Annotated in this window: 14 protein-coding genes; 10 read left to right on the top strand and 4 right to left on the bottom strand. The window is 50.8% G+C overall.

Annotated elements, in window-relative coordinates:
- Positions 1-63 precede the first annotated feature (63 nt).
- The 4 genes from moaA (at position 64) to ACQUQM_RS17585 (ending at position 3,591) form a co-directional block, all read left to right on the top strand.
- Positions 64-1,074, top strand: coding sequence for a GTP 3',8-cyclase MoaA (moaA, locus tag ACQUQM_RS17600; RefSeq protein ID WP_432471176.1), 1,011 nt, complete (start codon positions 64-66; stop codon positions 1,072-1,074).
- Between the two features lie 122 nt (positions 1,075-1,196).
- The gene (locus ACQUQM_RS17595) at positions 1,197-2,321 is read left to right on the top strand and encodes a 1-acyl-sn-glycerol-3-phosphate acyltransferase (protein ID WP_432471175.1); all 1,125 of its coding nucleotides are present in this window, start codon (positions 1,197-1,199) and stop codon (positions 2,319-2,321) included.
- Positions 2,318-2,797, top strand: a complete 480-nt coding sequence (gene moaC, locus ACQUQM_RS17590) for a cyclic pyranopterin monophosphate synthase MoaC (RefSeq protein ID WP_432471174.1) — start codon at positions 2,318-2,320, stop codon at positions 2,795-2,797. Before ACQUQM_RS17595 ends, moaC begins: the two co-directional genes overlap by 4 nt.
- A gap of 50 nt (positions 2,798-2,847) precedes the next feature.
- Positions 2,848-3,591, top strand: coding sequence for a lysophospholipid acyltransferase family protein (locus ACQUQM_RS17585; protein WP_432474844.1), 744 nt, complete (start codon positions 2,848-2,850; stop codon positions 3,589-3,591).
- Between the two features lie 71 nt (positions 3,592-3,662).
- Here ACQUQM_RS17585 and fabB read toward each other — a convergent pair whose 3' ends face one another.
- Positions 3,663-4,880: a beta-ketoacyl-ACP synthase I gene (gene fabB / locus ACQUQM_RS17580; RefSeq protein WP_432471173.1), complete on the bottom strand. Its 1,218-nt coding sequence runs from the start codon at positions 4,878-4,880 to the stop codon at positions 3,663-3,665.
- Between the two features lie 70 nt (positions 4,881-4,950).
- A complete protein-coding gene (gene fabA / locus ACQUQM_RS17575; protein WP_432471172.1) occupies positions 4,951-5,466 on the bottom strand; it encodes a bifunctional 3-hydroxydecanoyl-ACP dehydratase/trans-2-decenoyl-ACP isomerase in 516 nt (171 codons plus the stop codon).
- A 136-nt stretch (positions 5,467-5,602) separates the two neighbouring features.
- Here fabA and ACQUQM_RS17570 point away from each other — a divergent pair, with 136 nt between their 5' ends.
- Entirely contained in the window at positions 5,603-6,235 is a 633-nt protein-coding gene (locus ACQUQM_RS17570; protein WP_432471171.1) for a thiopurine S-methyltransferase, read from the top strand.
- 88 nt (positions 6,236-6,323) lie between these two features.
- On the opposite strand, the gene ispB is transcribed toward ACQUQM_RS17570, so the two are convergent.
- Complete coding sequence (gene ispB / locus ACQUQM_RS17565; protein WP_432471170.1) at positions 6,324-7,292, bottom strand: octaprenyl diphosphate synthase; 969 nt, start codon at positions 7,290-7,292, stop codon at positions 6,324-6,326.
- A gap of 229 nt (positions 7,293-7,521) precedes the next feature.
- On the opposite strand from ispB, the gene rplU reads away from it, so the two are divergent.
- The 4 genes from rplU (at position 7,522) to proB (ending at position 10,622) form a co-directional block, all read left to right on the top strand.
- The gene (rplU, locus tag ACQUQM_RS17560; protein ID WP_432471169.1) at positions 7,522-7,833 is read left to right on the top strand and encodes a 50S ribosomal protein L21; all 312 of its coding nucleotides are present in this window, start codon (positions 7,522-7,524) and stop codon (positions 7,831-7,833) included.
- 24 nt (positions 7,834-7,857) lie between these two features.
- Positions 7,858-8,115 carry a 50S ribosomal protein L27 gene (rpmA, locus tag ACQUQM_RS17555; protein ID WP_019622857.1) on the top strand — a complete coding sequence of 86 codons (258 nt, stop codon included), beginning with the start codon at positions 7,858-7,860 and terminating at the stop codon, positions 8,113-8,115.
- A 168-nt stretch (positions 8,116-8,283) separates the two neighbouring features.
- Positions 8,284-9,480, top strand: a complete 1,197-nt coding sequence (gene cgtA / locus ACQUQM_RS17550) for an Obg family GTPase CgtA (RefSeq protein WP_432471168.1) — start codon at positions 8,284-8,286, stop codon at positions 9,478-9,480.
- Between the two features lie 17 nt (positions 9,481-9,497).
- Entirely contained in the window at positions 9,498-10,622 is a 1,125-nt protein-coding gene (gene proB / locus ACQUQM_RS17545; RefSeq protein WP_432471167.1) for a glutamate 5-kinase, read from the top strand.
- A 67-nt stretch (positions 10,623-10,689) separates the two neighbouring features.
- Here the strand turns inward: proB and rpsT are convergent, their stop codons facing one another.
- Positions 10,690-10,956, bottom strand: a complete 267-nt coding sequence (gene rpsT, locus ACQUQM_RS17540; protein ID WP_432471166.1) for a 30S ribosomal protein S20 — start codon at positions 10,954-10,956, stop codon at positions 10,690-10,692.
- A 339-nt stretch (positions 10,957-11,295) separates the two neighbouring features.
- Here rpsT and murJ point away from each other — a divergent pair, with 339 nt between their 5' ends.
- Complete coding sequence (murJ, locus tag ACQUQM_RS17535) at positions 11,296-12,789, top strand: murein biosynthesis integral membrane protein MurJ (RefSeq protein WP_432474843.1); 1,494 nt, start codon at positions 11,296-11,298, stop codon at positions 12,787-12,789.
- Positions 12,790-12,885: the final 96 nt, after the last annotated feature.

The raw sequence follows: 12,885 nt of genomic DNA, 5'->3' as shown, positions 1-12,885 counted from the left end.
AATAACCGATTAAAATGATCGGGTATATTCTTGCCTAAACAGACAGTAGATACCAGAACAATTATGAGTAAAAAATCAGACGTGCAGAACACCAGTCAGCTTGTTGACCGTTTTGGTCGCCGGGTCGAATACGTGCGTCTGTCGGTTACCGATCGTTGTGACTTCCGCTGTGTTTATTGTATGGCGGAAGAGATGCAGTTTCTGCCGCGCAGTGATGTATTATCACTCGAAGAGCTGTATCAGGTAGCCAGTGCTTTTGTTGAGCTGGGGGTTAATAAGATTCGCCTGACTGGCGGCGAGCCTTTGGTGCGTAAAGGTATCCTGACGTTGATAGAGCGTCTGGGAAAATTGCCGGCAGAGTTGCTTATCACGACGAATGGTTCGCAGCTGCCGGTAATGGCAAAAGACCTCAAGCGGCTGGGTGTTGATCGTCTTAATATCAGTCTTGATAGCCTGCAGGCCGATAAGTTTAAGCGTCTGACCCGGACTGGTAAGCTGGATAAAGTACTGGCGGGTATCGATGCCGCAATTGCTGCCGGGTTTGAGCGTATTAAGCTTAATGCTGTGGTATTGAAGGGGCGTAATGATGATGAGGTGATTGATCTTGTTGATTATGCCTGCAGTAAAGGGCTCGATATTACCTTTATTGAAGAGATGCCTCTGGGGGCGATAACCGAGCATGACCGGGCCGAGGCTTACTGTTCCAGCGACGAATTGCACGAGATTATCTCGCAGCAGTATGAGTTGCTCCCCTCGACTGAAAAAACCGGCGGACCGTCACGTTATTACCGGATGCCTGACAGTGGTAGCCGGGTCGGCTTTATCTCGCCCCATAGTCATAACTTCTGTAGTGAGTGTAATCGTGTGCGCATGACCGTGGAGGGGCGCTTGTTGCTTTGTCTGGGGAATGAGCATTCTATGGATATCCGCCAGGTGTTACGGGAGCATCCTAATGATCCGCAGGTGCTTCAACAGCATCTGATTCAGGCGATGGATCTTAAGCCAGAAGAGCATACTTTCTCGCTCGATGATGAGCCGCAGATAGTGCGCTTTATGAATATGACTGGCGGCTGAGCCGGTTTTCACCTGCTGTAACAATCTTAATCAATAAAGTTTGGCATTCTGCGCTGAAATTATCTCGATCACCCGGTAAAATAGCGTCTTTCCTACAGACCCGTATTGCCTGAGGAGGCTTGATGGCCGATAGCGCTAAAAATGATCCGTATCAGAATATTCGTCCTTACCATGATAGTGAGATAAGTGATGTACTGAACCGATTACTTCGCGATGATGAATTGATTTCAGCGATTACCCGTTATCAGTTTCCTAATATGGCCGGCCTGCTGGGCTGGTTGCTGAAGCCGGTTGTGCGCATCTTTCTAGCCCAGAAAATGGGTGATATAACGACTGTTGCAGGGTTTCAGAGCCTTGTTGCCAGCTATATGGAAAAGATGATTGCCCGTTCTACAACTAAGTTGAGCTGTAGTGGTTTTGATAATCTGGAGTCGGGCGAAGCTTATCTTTTTGTCTCGAATCACCGCGATATTGCGATGGATCCGGCTTTTGTAAACTGGTTTTTTTACAAAAGTGATATGGATACAGTGCGTATTGCTATCGGTGATAACCTGCTGAGCAAGTCATATGTTTCTGATCTGATGCGTCTGAATAAAAGCTTTATCGTTAATCGTTCCGCAAAAGGTCGGGAGATGCTCTCTGCGCTGGGGCAGTTATCGGGCTATATTGATCACTCACTGGTGCAGGATGAGCAGAGTGTCTGGATCGCTCAGCGCGAAGGTCGGGCGAAGGATGGTAATGATTCAACCGATCCGGCGATACTGAAGATGTTCTATATGTCGCACCGTAAACAGCGTAGCTTTGAAGAGTTTCTCGAGCGGGTCAAGATTGTCCCGGTGTCGATCTCTTATGAGTACGACCCCTGTGATCGGGCTAAGGCGAATGAGCTGAGTGCTAAGCAGGATGGTGGCAGTTATGAGAAATCTCAATTTGAAGATATCGAAAGTATCGTGACCGGCATTACAGGTGATAAGGGTCATGTTCATCTGGCGTTTGGTGAAGTTATCACGGGTATCGATAATCCCGATGAGCTGGCAGCAGAGATCGATCGTCAGATTATTACAAATTATCACCTGCATCCGTCAAACCTGATCGCCGCAGGCGATGAGTCGGTAGAGATATCAGCGCGGGATCGCGACTTGTTTGCCCAGCGTGTTGATGGTCTTGAACCCGCGGCGGCTGAAATTTTACGGCAAATGTATGCCAATCCGGTAATTAACAAAAATAAACTGCAGGAGGCGCTATGAGCCGTCTGACCCATATTGATGAAAATGGCCATGCTAACATGGTTGATGTGTCCGAAAAGGCTGTGACCACCCGTGAAGCGGTTGCTCAGTCGGTTGTGACTATGCTGCCGGAAACTTTACAGATGATCGTCGGTGGTGAGCATAAGAAAGGGGATGTTCTGGCGGTTGCCCGTATCGCGGGTATTCAGGCAGCCAAGCGCTGCTCTGATCTGATACCTCTGTGCCACCCACTGATGCTGAGTAAGGTTACGGTTGAGCTGGAGCCTCGGCAGGATAGTAATACTATTCTGATTACAGCAACTTGTAAGCTGGCGGGGCAGACTGGTGTCGAGATGGAGGCGCTCACTGCGGCTTCTGTTGCCGGGCTGACTATCTACGACATGTGTAAGGCAGTAGACAAGGGGATGATTATCTCCGACATAAAGTTGCTGGAAAAGAAGGGTGGTAAGAGTGGTCACTGGAAGGTGGAAGCTTGAAACCAACAGTAGAGGCGGGTGTTATCGCCGGACAGGATTGTGAACAGATTATGACTAAGAAACCAACGCCTTTGTTGTATTTGCGAGCCACTCTTTTCTATATAGGCTTCTATCCGGTAACTCTGGTGTTTGCTGCTTTTTGTGTGCTGATAGGATGGATGCTGCCATTCCGTCCACGGTTTAAGCTGTTCACCCTGATGAATTATTTCAGTATGTTTTGGCTGAGGCTTTGTTGCGGTGTGAAGTATCGGGTTGAGGGGCGTGAAAATTTACCACAGGACAGTGCTTACGTCGTCGTGGCGAATCACTCCAGTGAGTGGGAAACCTTGTTCCTGCAGACGTTGATTCGTCCGCAAAGCGCGGTATTGAAGCAGGAGCTGCTGAAGATACCTTTCTTTGGCTGGGCGTTGGGTATGTTGAAACCGATCGCCTTAGACCGTAGTAAGCGTCGTGGTGCTTTGAAGCAGTTGCTGACTCAGGGTAAAGAGCGTCTTGAGGAAGGCATCAATGTGGTGATCTTTCCTCAGGGTACCCGGGTTGAAACCGGTAAGATGGGGAAGTTTAATAAAGGCGGTGCGATGCTGGCGGCGAGCGGTCAGGTGCCTGTTGTGCCGCTGGCGCATGATGCGGGTTTGTTCTGGCCGGGCAAGAGCTATGTTAAATATCCCGGCACAGTCACTGTGCGAATTGGTAAACCGGTTGCTTCGGTTGATCGTAGTGTTGATGAGATTCATACCGACTCAGCAGGTTGGCTGGAGGCTCAGATGCGTGATTTGAAAGTAGTAAGCGAGTAATCGTTTGATAGAGAAATGAATAATAAAAAACCCGCCAGATGGCGGGTTTTTTATGCCTGGCTATCAGATGATCAGCCTTCGAATTTCTGGAATACCAGTGTCGAGTTAGTGCCGCCGAAGCCGAAGCTGTTAGACATAACGCGTTGCAGATCAACGTTGTCTTTACGTTCGGTAACAACAGGCAGTCCAGCTGCTTCAGGGTCAAGCTCATCTACGTTAGCTGATGCGCAGATGAATTTGTTTTCCATCATTAGCAGGCTGTAGATAGCTTCCTGAACGCCGGTAGCGCCCAGTGAGTGACCGGTCAGTGACTTGGTAGAGCTTACCGGAGGCATGTCAGAACCAAAGGTTTCTTTCATTGCCTTCAGCTCCTGGATGTCGCCTGCAGGTGTAGAAGTGCCGTGAGAGTTGATGTAGTCGATGCTGCCATCAACAGTGCTCATCGCCTGCTTCATGCATCGCACAGCACCTTCACCGGACGGAGCTACCATATCGTAACCGTCGGATGTTGCACCGTAGCCAACCAGCTCGCCATAGATCTTAGCGCCACGGGCTTTAGCGTGTTCCAGTTCTTCCAGAACCAGCATGCCGCCACCGCCTGCGATAACGAAACCATCGCGGTTTGCATCGTAAGCGCGGGAAGCTTTCTCAGGTGTATCGTTGTACTTGCTGGACAGTGCGCCCATCGCGTCAAACATAACGCTCAGAGACCAGTGCAGTTCTTCACCGCCGCCGGCAAATACGATGTCCTGTTTGTTCAGCTGGATCTGCTCCATGGCATTACCAATGCAGTGGGCGCTGGTTGCGCAAGCAGAGGTGATGGAGTAGTTAACGCCCTTGATTTTAAAAGGGGTTGCCAGGCAAGCCGAAACAGTGCTTCCCATGGTGCGGGTAACACGGTATGGGCCTACACGGCGAACACCTTTGTTGCGCAGAATGTCAGCGGTTTCAACGATATCGGCGGATGATGCGCCACCGGAGCCGGCGATCAGGCCGGTACGGACGTTGGAAACCTGGTCTTCGCTCAGACCGGCATCCTTGATAGCCTGATCCATAGACAGATAAGCGTATGCCGCAGCATCGCCCATAAAGCGAACCAGTTTACGATCGATCAGATCGGTGTAGTCCAGATCAACGCTGCCAGCGACCTGGCTGCGGAACCCCATCTCTTTGTATTCTTCCTGGAACTTGATGCCGGAACGGCCCTGTTGCAGCGAATCCAAAACGGTTTCTTTATCTGTGCCCAGGCAAGACACGATGCCCATTCCGGTAACAACGACACGTCTCATAGGATGCCCTCTTTAAAAATTATTAGATCGGTACAGCTGATCGGCTGCCTGGATCACAGGCAGCGGTTGATCAGAAGCTATCGGTAGATACGAACAGACCAACACGCAGATCTTTAGCGGTGTAGATCTCGCGGCCATCGACGGAAACTGAACCATCAGCGATACCCATTACCAGTTTACGCTCAATAACGCGTGACAGGTCGATACGGTAGGTTACTTTCTTAGCGGTAGGCAGGATCTGACCGGTGAACTTTACTTCGCCGGAACCCAGTGCGCGACCGCGACCTTTGTTGCCGCGCCAGCCAAGATAGAAGCCAACGATCTGCCACATAGCGTCCAGTCCCAGGCAGCCAGGCATAACCGGGTCGGTAGGGAAGTGGCAGTCGAAGAACCACAGGTCAGGATGGATATCCAGCTCTGCTTCGATATAGCCTTTGCCATATTTTCCGCCTTCGCCGGTGATCATAGTCACGCGATCCATCATCAGCATGTTGCCGACAGGCAGTCGTGCATTGCCCTCGCCGAACATTTCGCCGTTACCGCATTGAAGAAGTTCTTCTCGATTGAATGAGGAAGGTTTAGTCATTTGAGCTGTATATCCATTGTTTTTTTAGCCAAAATATTGCGTGATTATACCGGGTTAGGCGCTCAGTATCACGAATTGTGTTACATAAAAGCGGAAAAAGACGGTAGACAAGGCATATATCTGGGGTTTAGCGCGAATGAAAAGTGAATTTTGGCATGAACGTTGGGAATCCGGGCGGATCGGTTTCCATCTTGAACAGGTAAATCCTTTCTTGCAGCGGGGCTGGCCCGCGTTGAATACTGCCGGCGAAGGTCGGGTGTTGGTGCCGCTCTGTGGTAAAAGTCGGGATATGCTCTGGTTGCGGGAGCAGGGGCATGAAGTGGCAGGGGTGGAGTTGAGTGATATTGCCTGTGATGCTTTTTTTACAGAGCAGGCGCTAAACGTTAAGTCACGATCGTTGGGTGAGTTTCAGGTGCGGGAGGTTGATGGTCTGGAGCTGTTGTGTGGTGATTTTTTCAATCTGAATCATGAGCAGTTAGATGGCTTAAGCTGGGTTTATGATCGTGCAGCACTGATCGCCTTTCCGTCGGAGATGCGCGTTCGCTATGCCCGTGCAATGTGTGAAAAGTTACCGGCGGGGGTCGCAATGCTGCTTATAACGCTTGAGTTTGAGGAGCCGCAGGGGCCGCCTTTTTCAGTTAGTCAGGACGAAGTGAGTCAGTTGTATGGCGGTCGTTTTATGATTGAAAAGATTTATAGCGAACAGGTTGAGGGTAAAGGGGGCCGTATGGAAACCGAAACTATCTACGTTCTGCGGGATAAAACATAACGCTTCGCGTTATTCGTAGATCAAAAGAGTCTGCAATATTGTAGGAGGCGCGCCCTCGCGGTGAGGGTGCCGCTCCCACAGGATTTTATTAGCTCTTACGCTTAACGGCCAGGTCTGCAAGCTGCTTCAGGGTCTCCTTGAAGGATGACTCCGGCAGGGCATCAAGTACCTGAATTGCTTTGTCTGCTTCGGCATATGCGGTGTTGCGGGAATATTCAATAGATCCGGTCGAGTGCACTATATCCATTATAGGTTGCAGGTCTTCCAGGCCGCCTTTGCGAATCGCCTGGCGAATCAGCTGTCGTTGCTCTTCGTTACCTTCGCGCATGGCGTGAATCAGGGGTAGTGTCGCTTTGCCCTCGGCAAGGTCGTCGCCGACGTTTTTGCCCATCTCTTCAGCGGTGCTGAGGTAGTCCATTACATCGTCGATGATCTGGAATGCGATGCCGATATGGCGACCATAGAGGCGTAGTGCTTCGCGTTGCTCTTGCGATGCGTTGGCCAGGATGGCACCAGATTCAGTAGCGGCCTCAAACAGCATCGCTGTCTTGCCGAGAATGACCTGCATATAGGCATCTTCGGTCGTATCAGGGTTTTTAGCGTTAAGCAGTTGCAGTACTTCGCCTTCGGCGATGATGTTGGTAGCGTTGGAGATGACTTGCATCACGTCCATGCTGCCGATTTCAACCATCACCTGAAAGGCGCGGGAGTATAAAAAGTCACCGACCAGAACGCTTGGAGCGTTACCCCATTTTGCGTTGGCGGTGTCATTGCCGCGGCGCAGTTCTGAGTTGTCCACAACGTCGTCGTGCAGCAGGGTTGCTGTGTGGATAAATTCGATGACCGCGGCCAGTGATATATGATCCTCACCCTTGTACTCTGCGGCATTGGCGGCCAGCAGTACCAATAGCGGGCGGATACGCTTGCCACCACTTTCTACGATGTAGTGACCGATCTTTTCGACCAGTGGTACGCCGGAATGCAGGTGGTTAAGGATGTACTGGTTCACCGCTTCAAATTGCGGCTCAATAACAGGGTTTAACTGGTGTGGCTGCATGCGACAGATATCATTTATTGAGAAAGTTATATCCGCGCATGCTAGGGGGTGTGTATCCGGGTGTCAAGAAAATCACCTGATATGTTGATTTGTGCTTGAGTCTGGTGTTAGCTTTCTATATAATCTCGCGCCCTAACCTATCCAAATTCGCTCCCTACCATATGGTCAGGCCATTAAAAGTAGGCGTCTTATTCTTAGTAGCAGGGTGGGTTTTAAATTGGAGAATACAATGTACGCAGTAATTGTGAGCGGCGGTAAGCAGTACCGAGTTCAGGAAGGCCATACGCTGAAGCTGGAAAAGCTGGCTGTAGAAGCTGGTTCAAATGTTGAATTTGATCGTGTTCTGCTGGTTGCTAACGGCGAAGATGTTAAAATCGGCGCGCCAGTTGTTGAAGGTGCTAAGGTTACAGCTGAAGTTGTAAGCCACGGACGCGCTAAGAAAGTTCATATCATGAAGTTCAAGCGTCGTAAGCATCACATGAAGCAGATGGGTCACCGTCAGCACTTCACTGAAGTAAAAATCACAGGCATCAGTGCCTAAGACCGTTTGATAGGAGAGTGAGAAATGGCTCATAAGAAAGCAGCAGGTAGTACCCGTAACGGTCGCGATTCCGAGTCGAAACGCTTAGGTGTTAAGCGCTTCGGTGGTCAGGCAGTAATTGCTGGTAACATCCTGGTTCGTCAGCGCGGCACTAAGTTCCACGCTGGTGAAAACGTAGGTATTGGCAAAGACCACACGCTGTTTGCTAAGGCAGATGGTGTTGTTAAGTTTGTTGTTAAAGGCCCGCAAAAGCGTAAATACATCACTGTAGAAACTGCTTAATCAGGCTTTTATGTTAAAAAAGCTCCGCGGTTGCGGGGCTTTTTTTGTTTATGGTGTCTGCTTAAGCTTGTTGTTGAAAGTCTATCCTGAATAGAACGGTGCATTTTCAACAGCCAGTTTGTATGGCGCGTAATTCCGCACTTGGATATAGAGTGTCTGGAGGTAAGAATGAAATTTGTAGATGAAGCGACGATAACCATCGAAGCTGGTAAGGGTGGTAATGGTACCCTGAGTTTCCGTCGTGAGAAGTATGTTGCCAGAGGTGGTCCTGATGGTGGTGACGGCGGTGATGGTGGTTCGGTATTCATTGAGGCGGATGAGTCGCTGAATACGCTGGTTGATTTCCGCTTTGTGCCACGTTATAAGGCTGATAATGGTAAGGGCGGGCAAAGCCGCAACTGCACCGGCTCTAAGGGTGAGGATCTGGTTTTGAAGGTGCCGGTAGGTACCACTGTGATCGACGTTGATACCGATGAGGTGTTAGCGGATATGACGAAAATTGGTCAGATAGAAAAGATTGCGCAGGGTGGTTTTCATGGCCTGGGCAATACCCGATTCAAGAGCAGTGTGAACCGTGCTCCGCGGCAGACTACAAATGGTAGTCTGGGTGAGTCCCGTAACGTTAAGCTTGAGCTTAAGGTGTTGGCCGATGTGGGCTTGCTGGGCTTGCCGAATGCGGGTAAGTCGACCTTTATACGATCTGTTTCCGCGGCGAAGCCTAAAGTGGCTAACTACCCGTTTACCACGCTGGTGCCTAACCTGGGTGTAGTGCGAACTGAGAAGCATCGTAGCTTCGTTATTGCAGATATTCCCGGCATTATCGAGGGGGCCGCGGAAGGTGCTGGTCTGGGTATCCGTTTCCTGAAGCATCTGGCGCGTAACCGTATTTTGCTGCATCTTGTTGATATGGCTCCGTGGGATGAAGTGACTCCGGCGGAATCTGCGCAGGTTATAGCGAATGAACTGGCTAAATTCAGTCCGACGCTGGCTGATCAGCCGCGCTGGTTGGTACTGAATAAGTTGGATATGGTGCCTGAAGATGAGCAGGAAGAGCGTTGTCAGGCGGTGGTCGATGCATTGGGCTGGGAAGGTCCGGTCTATCGGATCTCTGCTATCAACAAGCTTGGTACTCAGTCTTTGGTGCAGGATATTCAGCGTTTTCTGGATGCGCGTGCGGAGGCTATGCTGGAAGATCCTGAGCTGGCTGAGCGGGAGCAGGAGATTCGTCGGCTTATCGATCACGAGGGTCGTGAGCGGATCGAGCAGATGCGCCAGGAAATTCGTGAAAAGCGTAAAAATGACGACGATTTTGATGATTTCGATGACGATGATTACGACGTTGAAGTTGAATACGTAAAACATTGATAAGTGAGTGAGCTCAGGTGAGTCAGGCGCGAAATAAACTGAAGACGGCTCGTCGATGGGTAGTAAAGATCGGCAGTGCGTTGCTTACAAACGATGGCGAAGGTCTTGACCAGTCGGCGATAGCGCGTTGGGTTGATCAGCTGGCGCAGCTGAAATCAGACGGGCTTGAAATTGTACTTGTTTCCTCCGGCTCTATTGCTGAGGGGATTTCGCGTCTTGGCTGGGTCAACCGACCCCATGAAATCTATAAGCTGCAGGCCGCTGCTGCGGTGGGTCAGATGGGATTGGTGCAGGCCTATGAGACCAATTTCCAGCGCCATAGTACGCATACTGCGCAAATCTTGCTGACCCATGAAGATCACTCGAATCGTAAACGTTATCTGAATGCTCAGGCAACTTTACGTACTTTGCTGTCGGTAGGTGTTGTGCCGGTGGTGAATGAGAATGATACGGTTGTTACCAAAGAGATCCGCTTTGGTGATAATGATACGCTGGGTGCCCTGGTGGCAAACCTGGTCGAGGCGGATGCTTTAATTCTTCTGACCGATCAGCATGGTCTGTTTACCGCTGATCCGCGCAGCAATCCCGATGCGACGCTGATCAGTGAGGCGATGGCTGACGATGGTTCGCTTGATGCGATGGCGGGTGATGGTGGTCGTCTCGGTCAGGGTGGGATGGCAACTAAGGTGCGTGCGGCCAGGTTGGCGGCGCGTTCCGGTGCGGTGACGGTTATTGCCAGTGGGCGCGAAGATGATATTTTGCTGCGCTTACGTGAGGCGGCTGACCTGGGCACTGTTCTGGTGCCGGAGCAGACGCCGATGGCGGCCCGTAAGCAGTGGATTGCAGGTCATTTGCAGGCGCGTGGTACGCTGACTCTGGATGCCGGAGCTGTGGCTGCATTAGTGCAGCGTGGCAAGAGCTTGTTGCCGGCGGGTGTGCGTTCAGTGTCGGGAAGTTTTTCCCGTGGTGAGATGGTTGTGCTGACGGATGAGCAGGAGCGGATAATCGCGCGGGGTCTGGTGAATTATGGCATTGATGATGCGCGTAAAATTATCGGCCAGCCAAGCGGTAATATCGAACAGATACTGGGATTTGTTGGTGAAGCGGAGCTGGTTCACCGTGACAACTTAGTATTAGCCTAAGTTCTTGTAAATCGCAGACACAAAAAAACCGGCAATAGCCGGTTTTTTTTATTGCTGAAAAAGAGGCTTATGCAGCCAGCTTTTTGATCTCAGCGTTCAGGCGGCTCTTCTTACGAGCAACCTGGTTCTTGTTGAAAAGGCCTTTGTTTACTGCACCGTCCATAATTGGCTGTGCTGCAACAAATGCTGCAGTCGCTGCAGCGTGGTCGCCGCTTTCGATAGCTGCTGCTACTTTCTTAACGTAGGTGCGAACCATGGAACGCAGACCAGCGTTGTTCTGACGGCGCTGCTCGGCTTGGCGAGCGCGTTTACGGGATCCTGCGGAATTAGCCACAATCCGACTCCTCTAAATGTATAGGTAAATTAATCGTTCAAACGATGCTGCAAGGTTATTAAAACATCAAAGCATCGGTTTTTTAAGACGCGAGATTATTCATGTTTGTGGCGCTGGTGTCAATAGATACCTGTTAATTACCTCTGTTCTTCTGTGATTGTCACGGAATTAGGAGAATCATGCTGTATACGAGCATTTCTGCCACTGAATCGGTATTATTTGCAGCTTACGTAGCGATAGGTTTTTGGGAATAGATCATTGAACGACAAGCAAACCCAGCAGGCTGTAACAGAGAAGAGGAGTCGCAGTCTGTTGCGTTCAAGTGCAATAGTCGGAGTGATGACCATGCTCTCCCGGGTATTGGGCCTGGCCAGGGATGTTGTGGTGGCTAATTATTTTGGTGCCGGTAGTAGTGCGGATGCTTTTTTCGTTGCCTTTAAAATTCCGAATTTTCTGCGTCGTTTGTTTGCCGAAGGGGCGTTTGCTCAGGCATTTGTGCCAGTGTTATCTGAATATCGAAGTCAGCGGGATCTGTCGGCAGTAAAGGCTCTGGTGGATAGAGTTACCGGTTCGCTGGGGCTGGTGTTGCTGTTTGTCACGGGGCTGGGCGTGCTGGGGGCTCCCGTCTTAGCGGCAGTATTTGCGCCGGGTTTCTATCTCAATGACCCGGTGCGCTATGATCTGGCGGTCGAGATGCTGCGTTTTACCTTTCCCTACCTGTTCCTGATCTCACTGACGGCACTGGCTGGCAGCGTGTTGAATAGCTATGAGCGTTTTGCTATCCCTGCGTTTACCCCGGTGCTACTGAATCTTTCCCTGATCGGTGCCGCTATCTGGCTGCAGCCGTTGTTTGATCAGCCGGTAATGGCACTGGCGCTGGGAGTGTTAATTGCGGGCTCGGTGCAGCTGTTGTTTCAGATGCCATTCCTGTGGCGTATTCAGCTGCTGCCAAGTCCTAAGCTGGGTTTTAAGCATGAAGGCGTGCGCCGGATTATGACCTTGATGGTGCCAGCATTGTTTGGTGTTTCGGTGAGCCAGATCAATTTATTGCTGGATACCCTGCTGGCTTCATTTCTGCAAATTGGCAGTGTTTCCTGGCTGTATTACTCAGACCGGCTAGCGGAGCTGCCATTGGGTGTATTTGGCATTGCTATTGCGACAGTGATATTGCCGGGTTTATCTCGCCGTCACGCCGAAAAATCGATCGACTCCTTTGCCCGGACTCTGGATTGGGCGATGCGCATGGTGCTGCTGATCGGTGTGCCGGCCGCACTGGCGTTATTGGTGCTGGCTGAGCCGCTGATAGCAACTTTGTTTCACTACGGTGAGATGGCTGATCGGGACGTTACCATGGCGGCGATGAGTTTGCGGGCATATGCCTGTGGTCTGATAGCGTTCATGCTGATCAAAGTGTTGGCGCCGGGGTATTTCTCCCGTCAGGATACTAAGACTCCAGTGCGTATCGGTATTATCGCCATGGTAGTTAATATGGCGCTGAACCTTATGCTGGTCTGGCCGTTGGATCATGTCGGGCTGGCGCTGGCGACGACGCTGTCTGCATTTCTCAATGCCGGTCTGTTGTTGCGTGGCCTGATAAAAGAGGGGGTCTTCGTTTGGCAGTCGGGTTGGAAAGCTACGCTGCTGCGCATGTTGCTCGCCAATACCGCACTTGTTTTTGTGCTTATCTTACTGGTGGGGTCGCCCTTGGAGTGGCTCGAATACGACCTCTGGCAGCGAATCACGCAGATGACAATTCTGGTTGCGGGAGGCGGATTAGCGTATGTGGCAGTACTGCTTGCTGCTGGATTGCGGATGCGTCATTTGCGGCATTAAGTGGATTCGTCGGGTGCTTTTGGATAGCTGGCATTTTAAGGCCTTTATAGGTGGTATTCCAAGGCCGCGAACGGATTCGAAAGGTGCTTCCGGGTA

This window comes from Amphritea sp. HPY (assembly GCF_050870985.1).
Lineage (GTDB): Bacteria > Pseudomonadota > Gammaproteobacteria > Pseudomonadales > Balneatricaceae > Amphritea.
This window is presented reverse-complemented; position numbering and strand designations above follow the sequence as displayed.

What these genes read in the sequence shown, in the direction of transcription:
- fabA (WP_432471172.1), bottom strand. Translation starts at nt 5,466, where the DNA reads ATGACTAAACCTTCCTCATTCAATCGAGAAGAACTTCTTCAATGCGGT.
- ACQUQM_RS17585 (WP_432474844.1), top strand. Translation starts at nt 2,848, where the DNA reads ATGACTAAGAAACCAACGCCTTTGTTGTATTTGCGAGCCACTCTTTTC.
- moaA (WP_432471176.1), top strand. Translation starts at nt 64, where the DNA reads ATGAGTAAAAAATCAGACGTGCAGAACACCAGTCAGCTTGTTGACCGT.
- cgtA (WP_432471168.1), top strand. Translation starts at nt 8,284, where the DNA reads ATGAAATTTGTAGATGAAGCGACGATAACCATCGAAGCTGGTAAGGGT.
- rplU (WP_432471169.1), top strand. Translation starts at nt 7,522, where the DNA reads ATGTACGCAGTAATTGTGAGCGGCGGTAAGCAGTACCGAGTTCAGGAA.
- ACQUQM_RS17570 (WP_432471171.1), top strand. Translation starts at nt 5,603, where the DNA reads ATGAAAAGTGAATTTTGGCATGAACGTTGGGAATCCGGGCGGATCGGT.
- fabB (WP_432471173.1), bottom strand. Translation starts at nt 4,880, where the DNA reads ATGAGACGTGTCGTTGTTACCGGAATGGGCATCGTGTCTTGCCTGGGC.
- ACQUQM_RS17595 (WP_432471175.1), top strand. Translation starts at nt 1,197, where the DNA reads ATGGCCGATAGCGCTAAAAATGATCCGTATCAGAATATTCGTCCTTAC.
- moaC (WP_432471174.1), top strand. Translation starts at nt 2,318, where the DNA reads ATGAGCCGTCTGACCCATATTGATGAAAATGGCCATGCTAACATGGTT.
- rpmA (WP_019622857.1), top strand. Translation starts at nt 7,858, where the DNA reads ATGGCTCATAAGAAAGCAGCAGGTAGTACCCGTAACGGTCGCGATTCC.
- murJ (WP_432474843.1), top strand. Translation starts at nt 11,296, where the DNA reads ATGACCATGCTCTCCCGGGTATTGGGCCTGGCCAGGGATGTTGTGGTG.
- ispB (WP_432471170.1), bottom strand. Translation starts at nt 7,292, where the DNA reads ATGCAGCCACACCAGTTAAACCCTGTTATTGAGCCGCAATTTGAAGCG.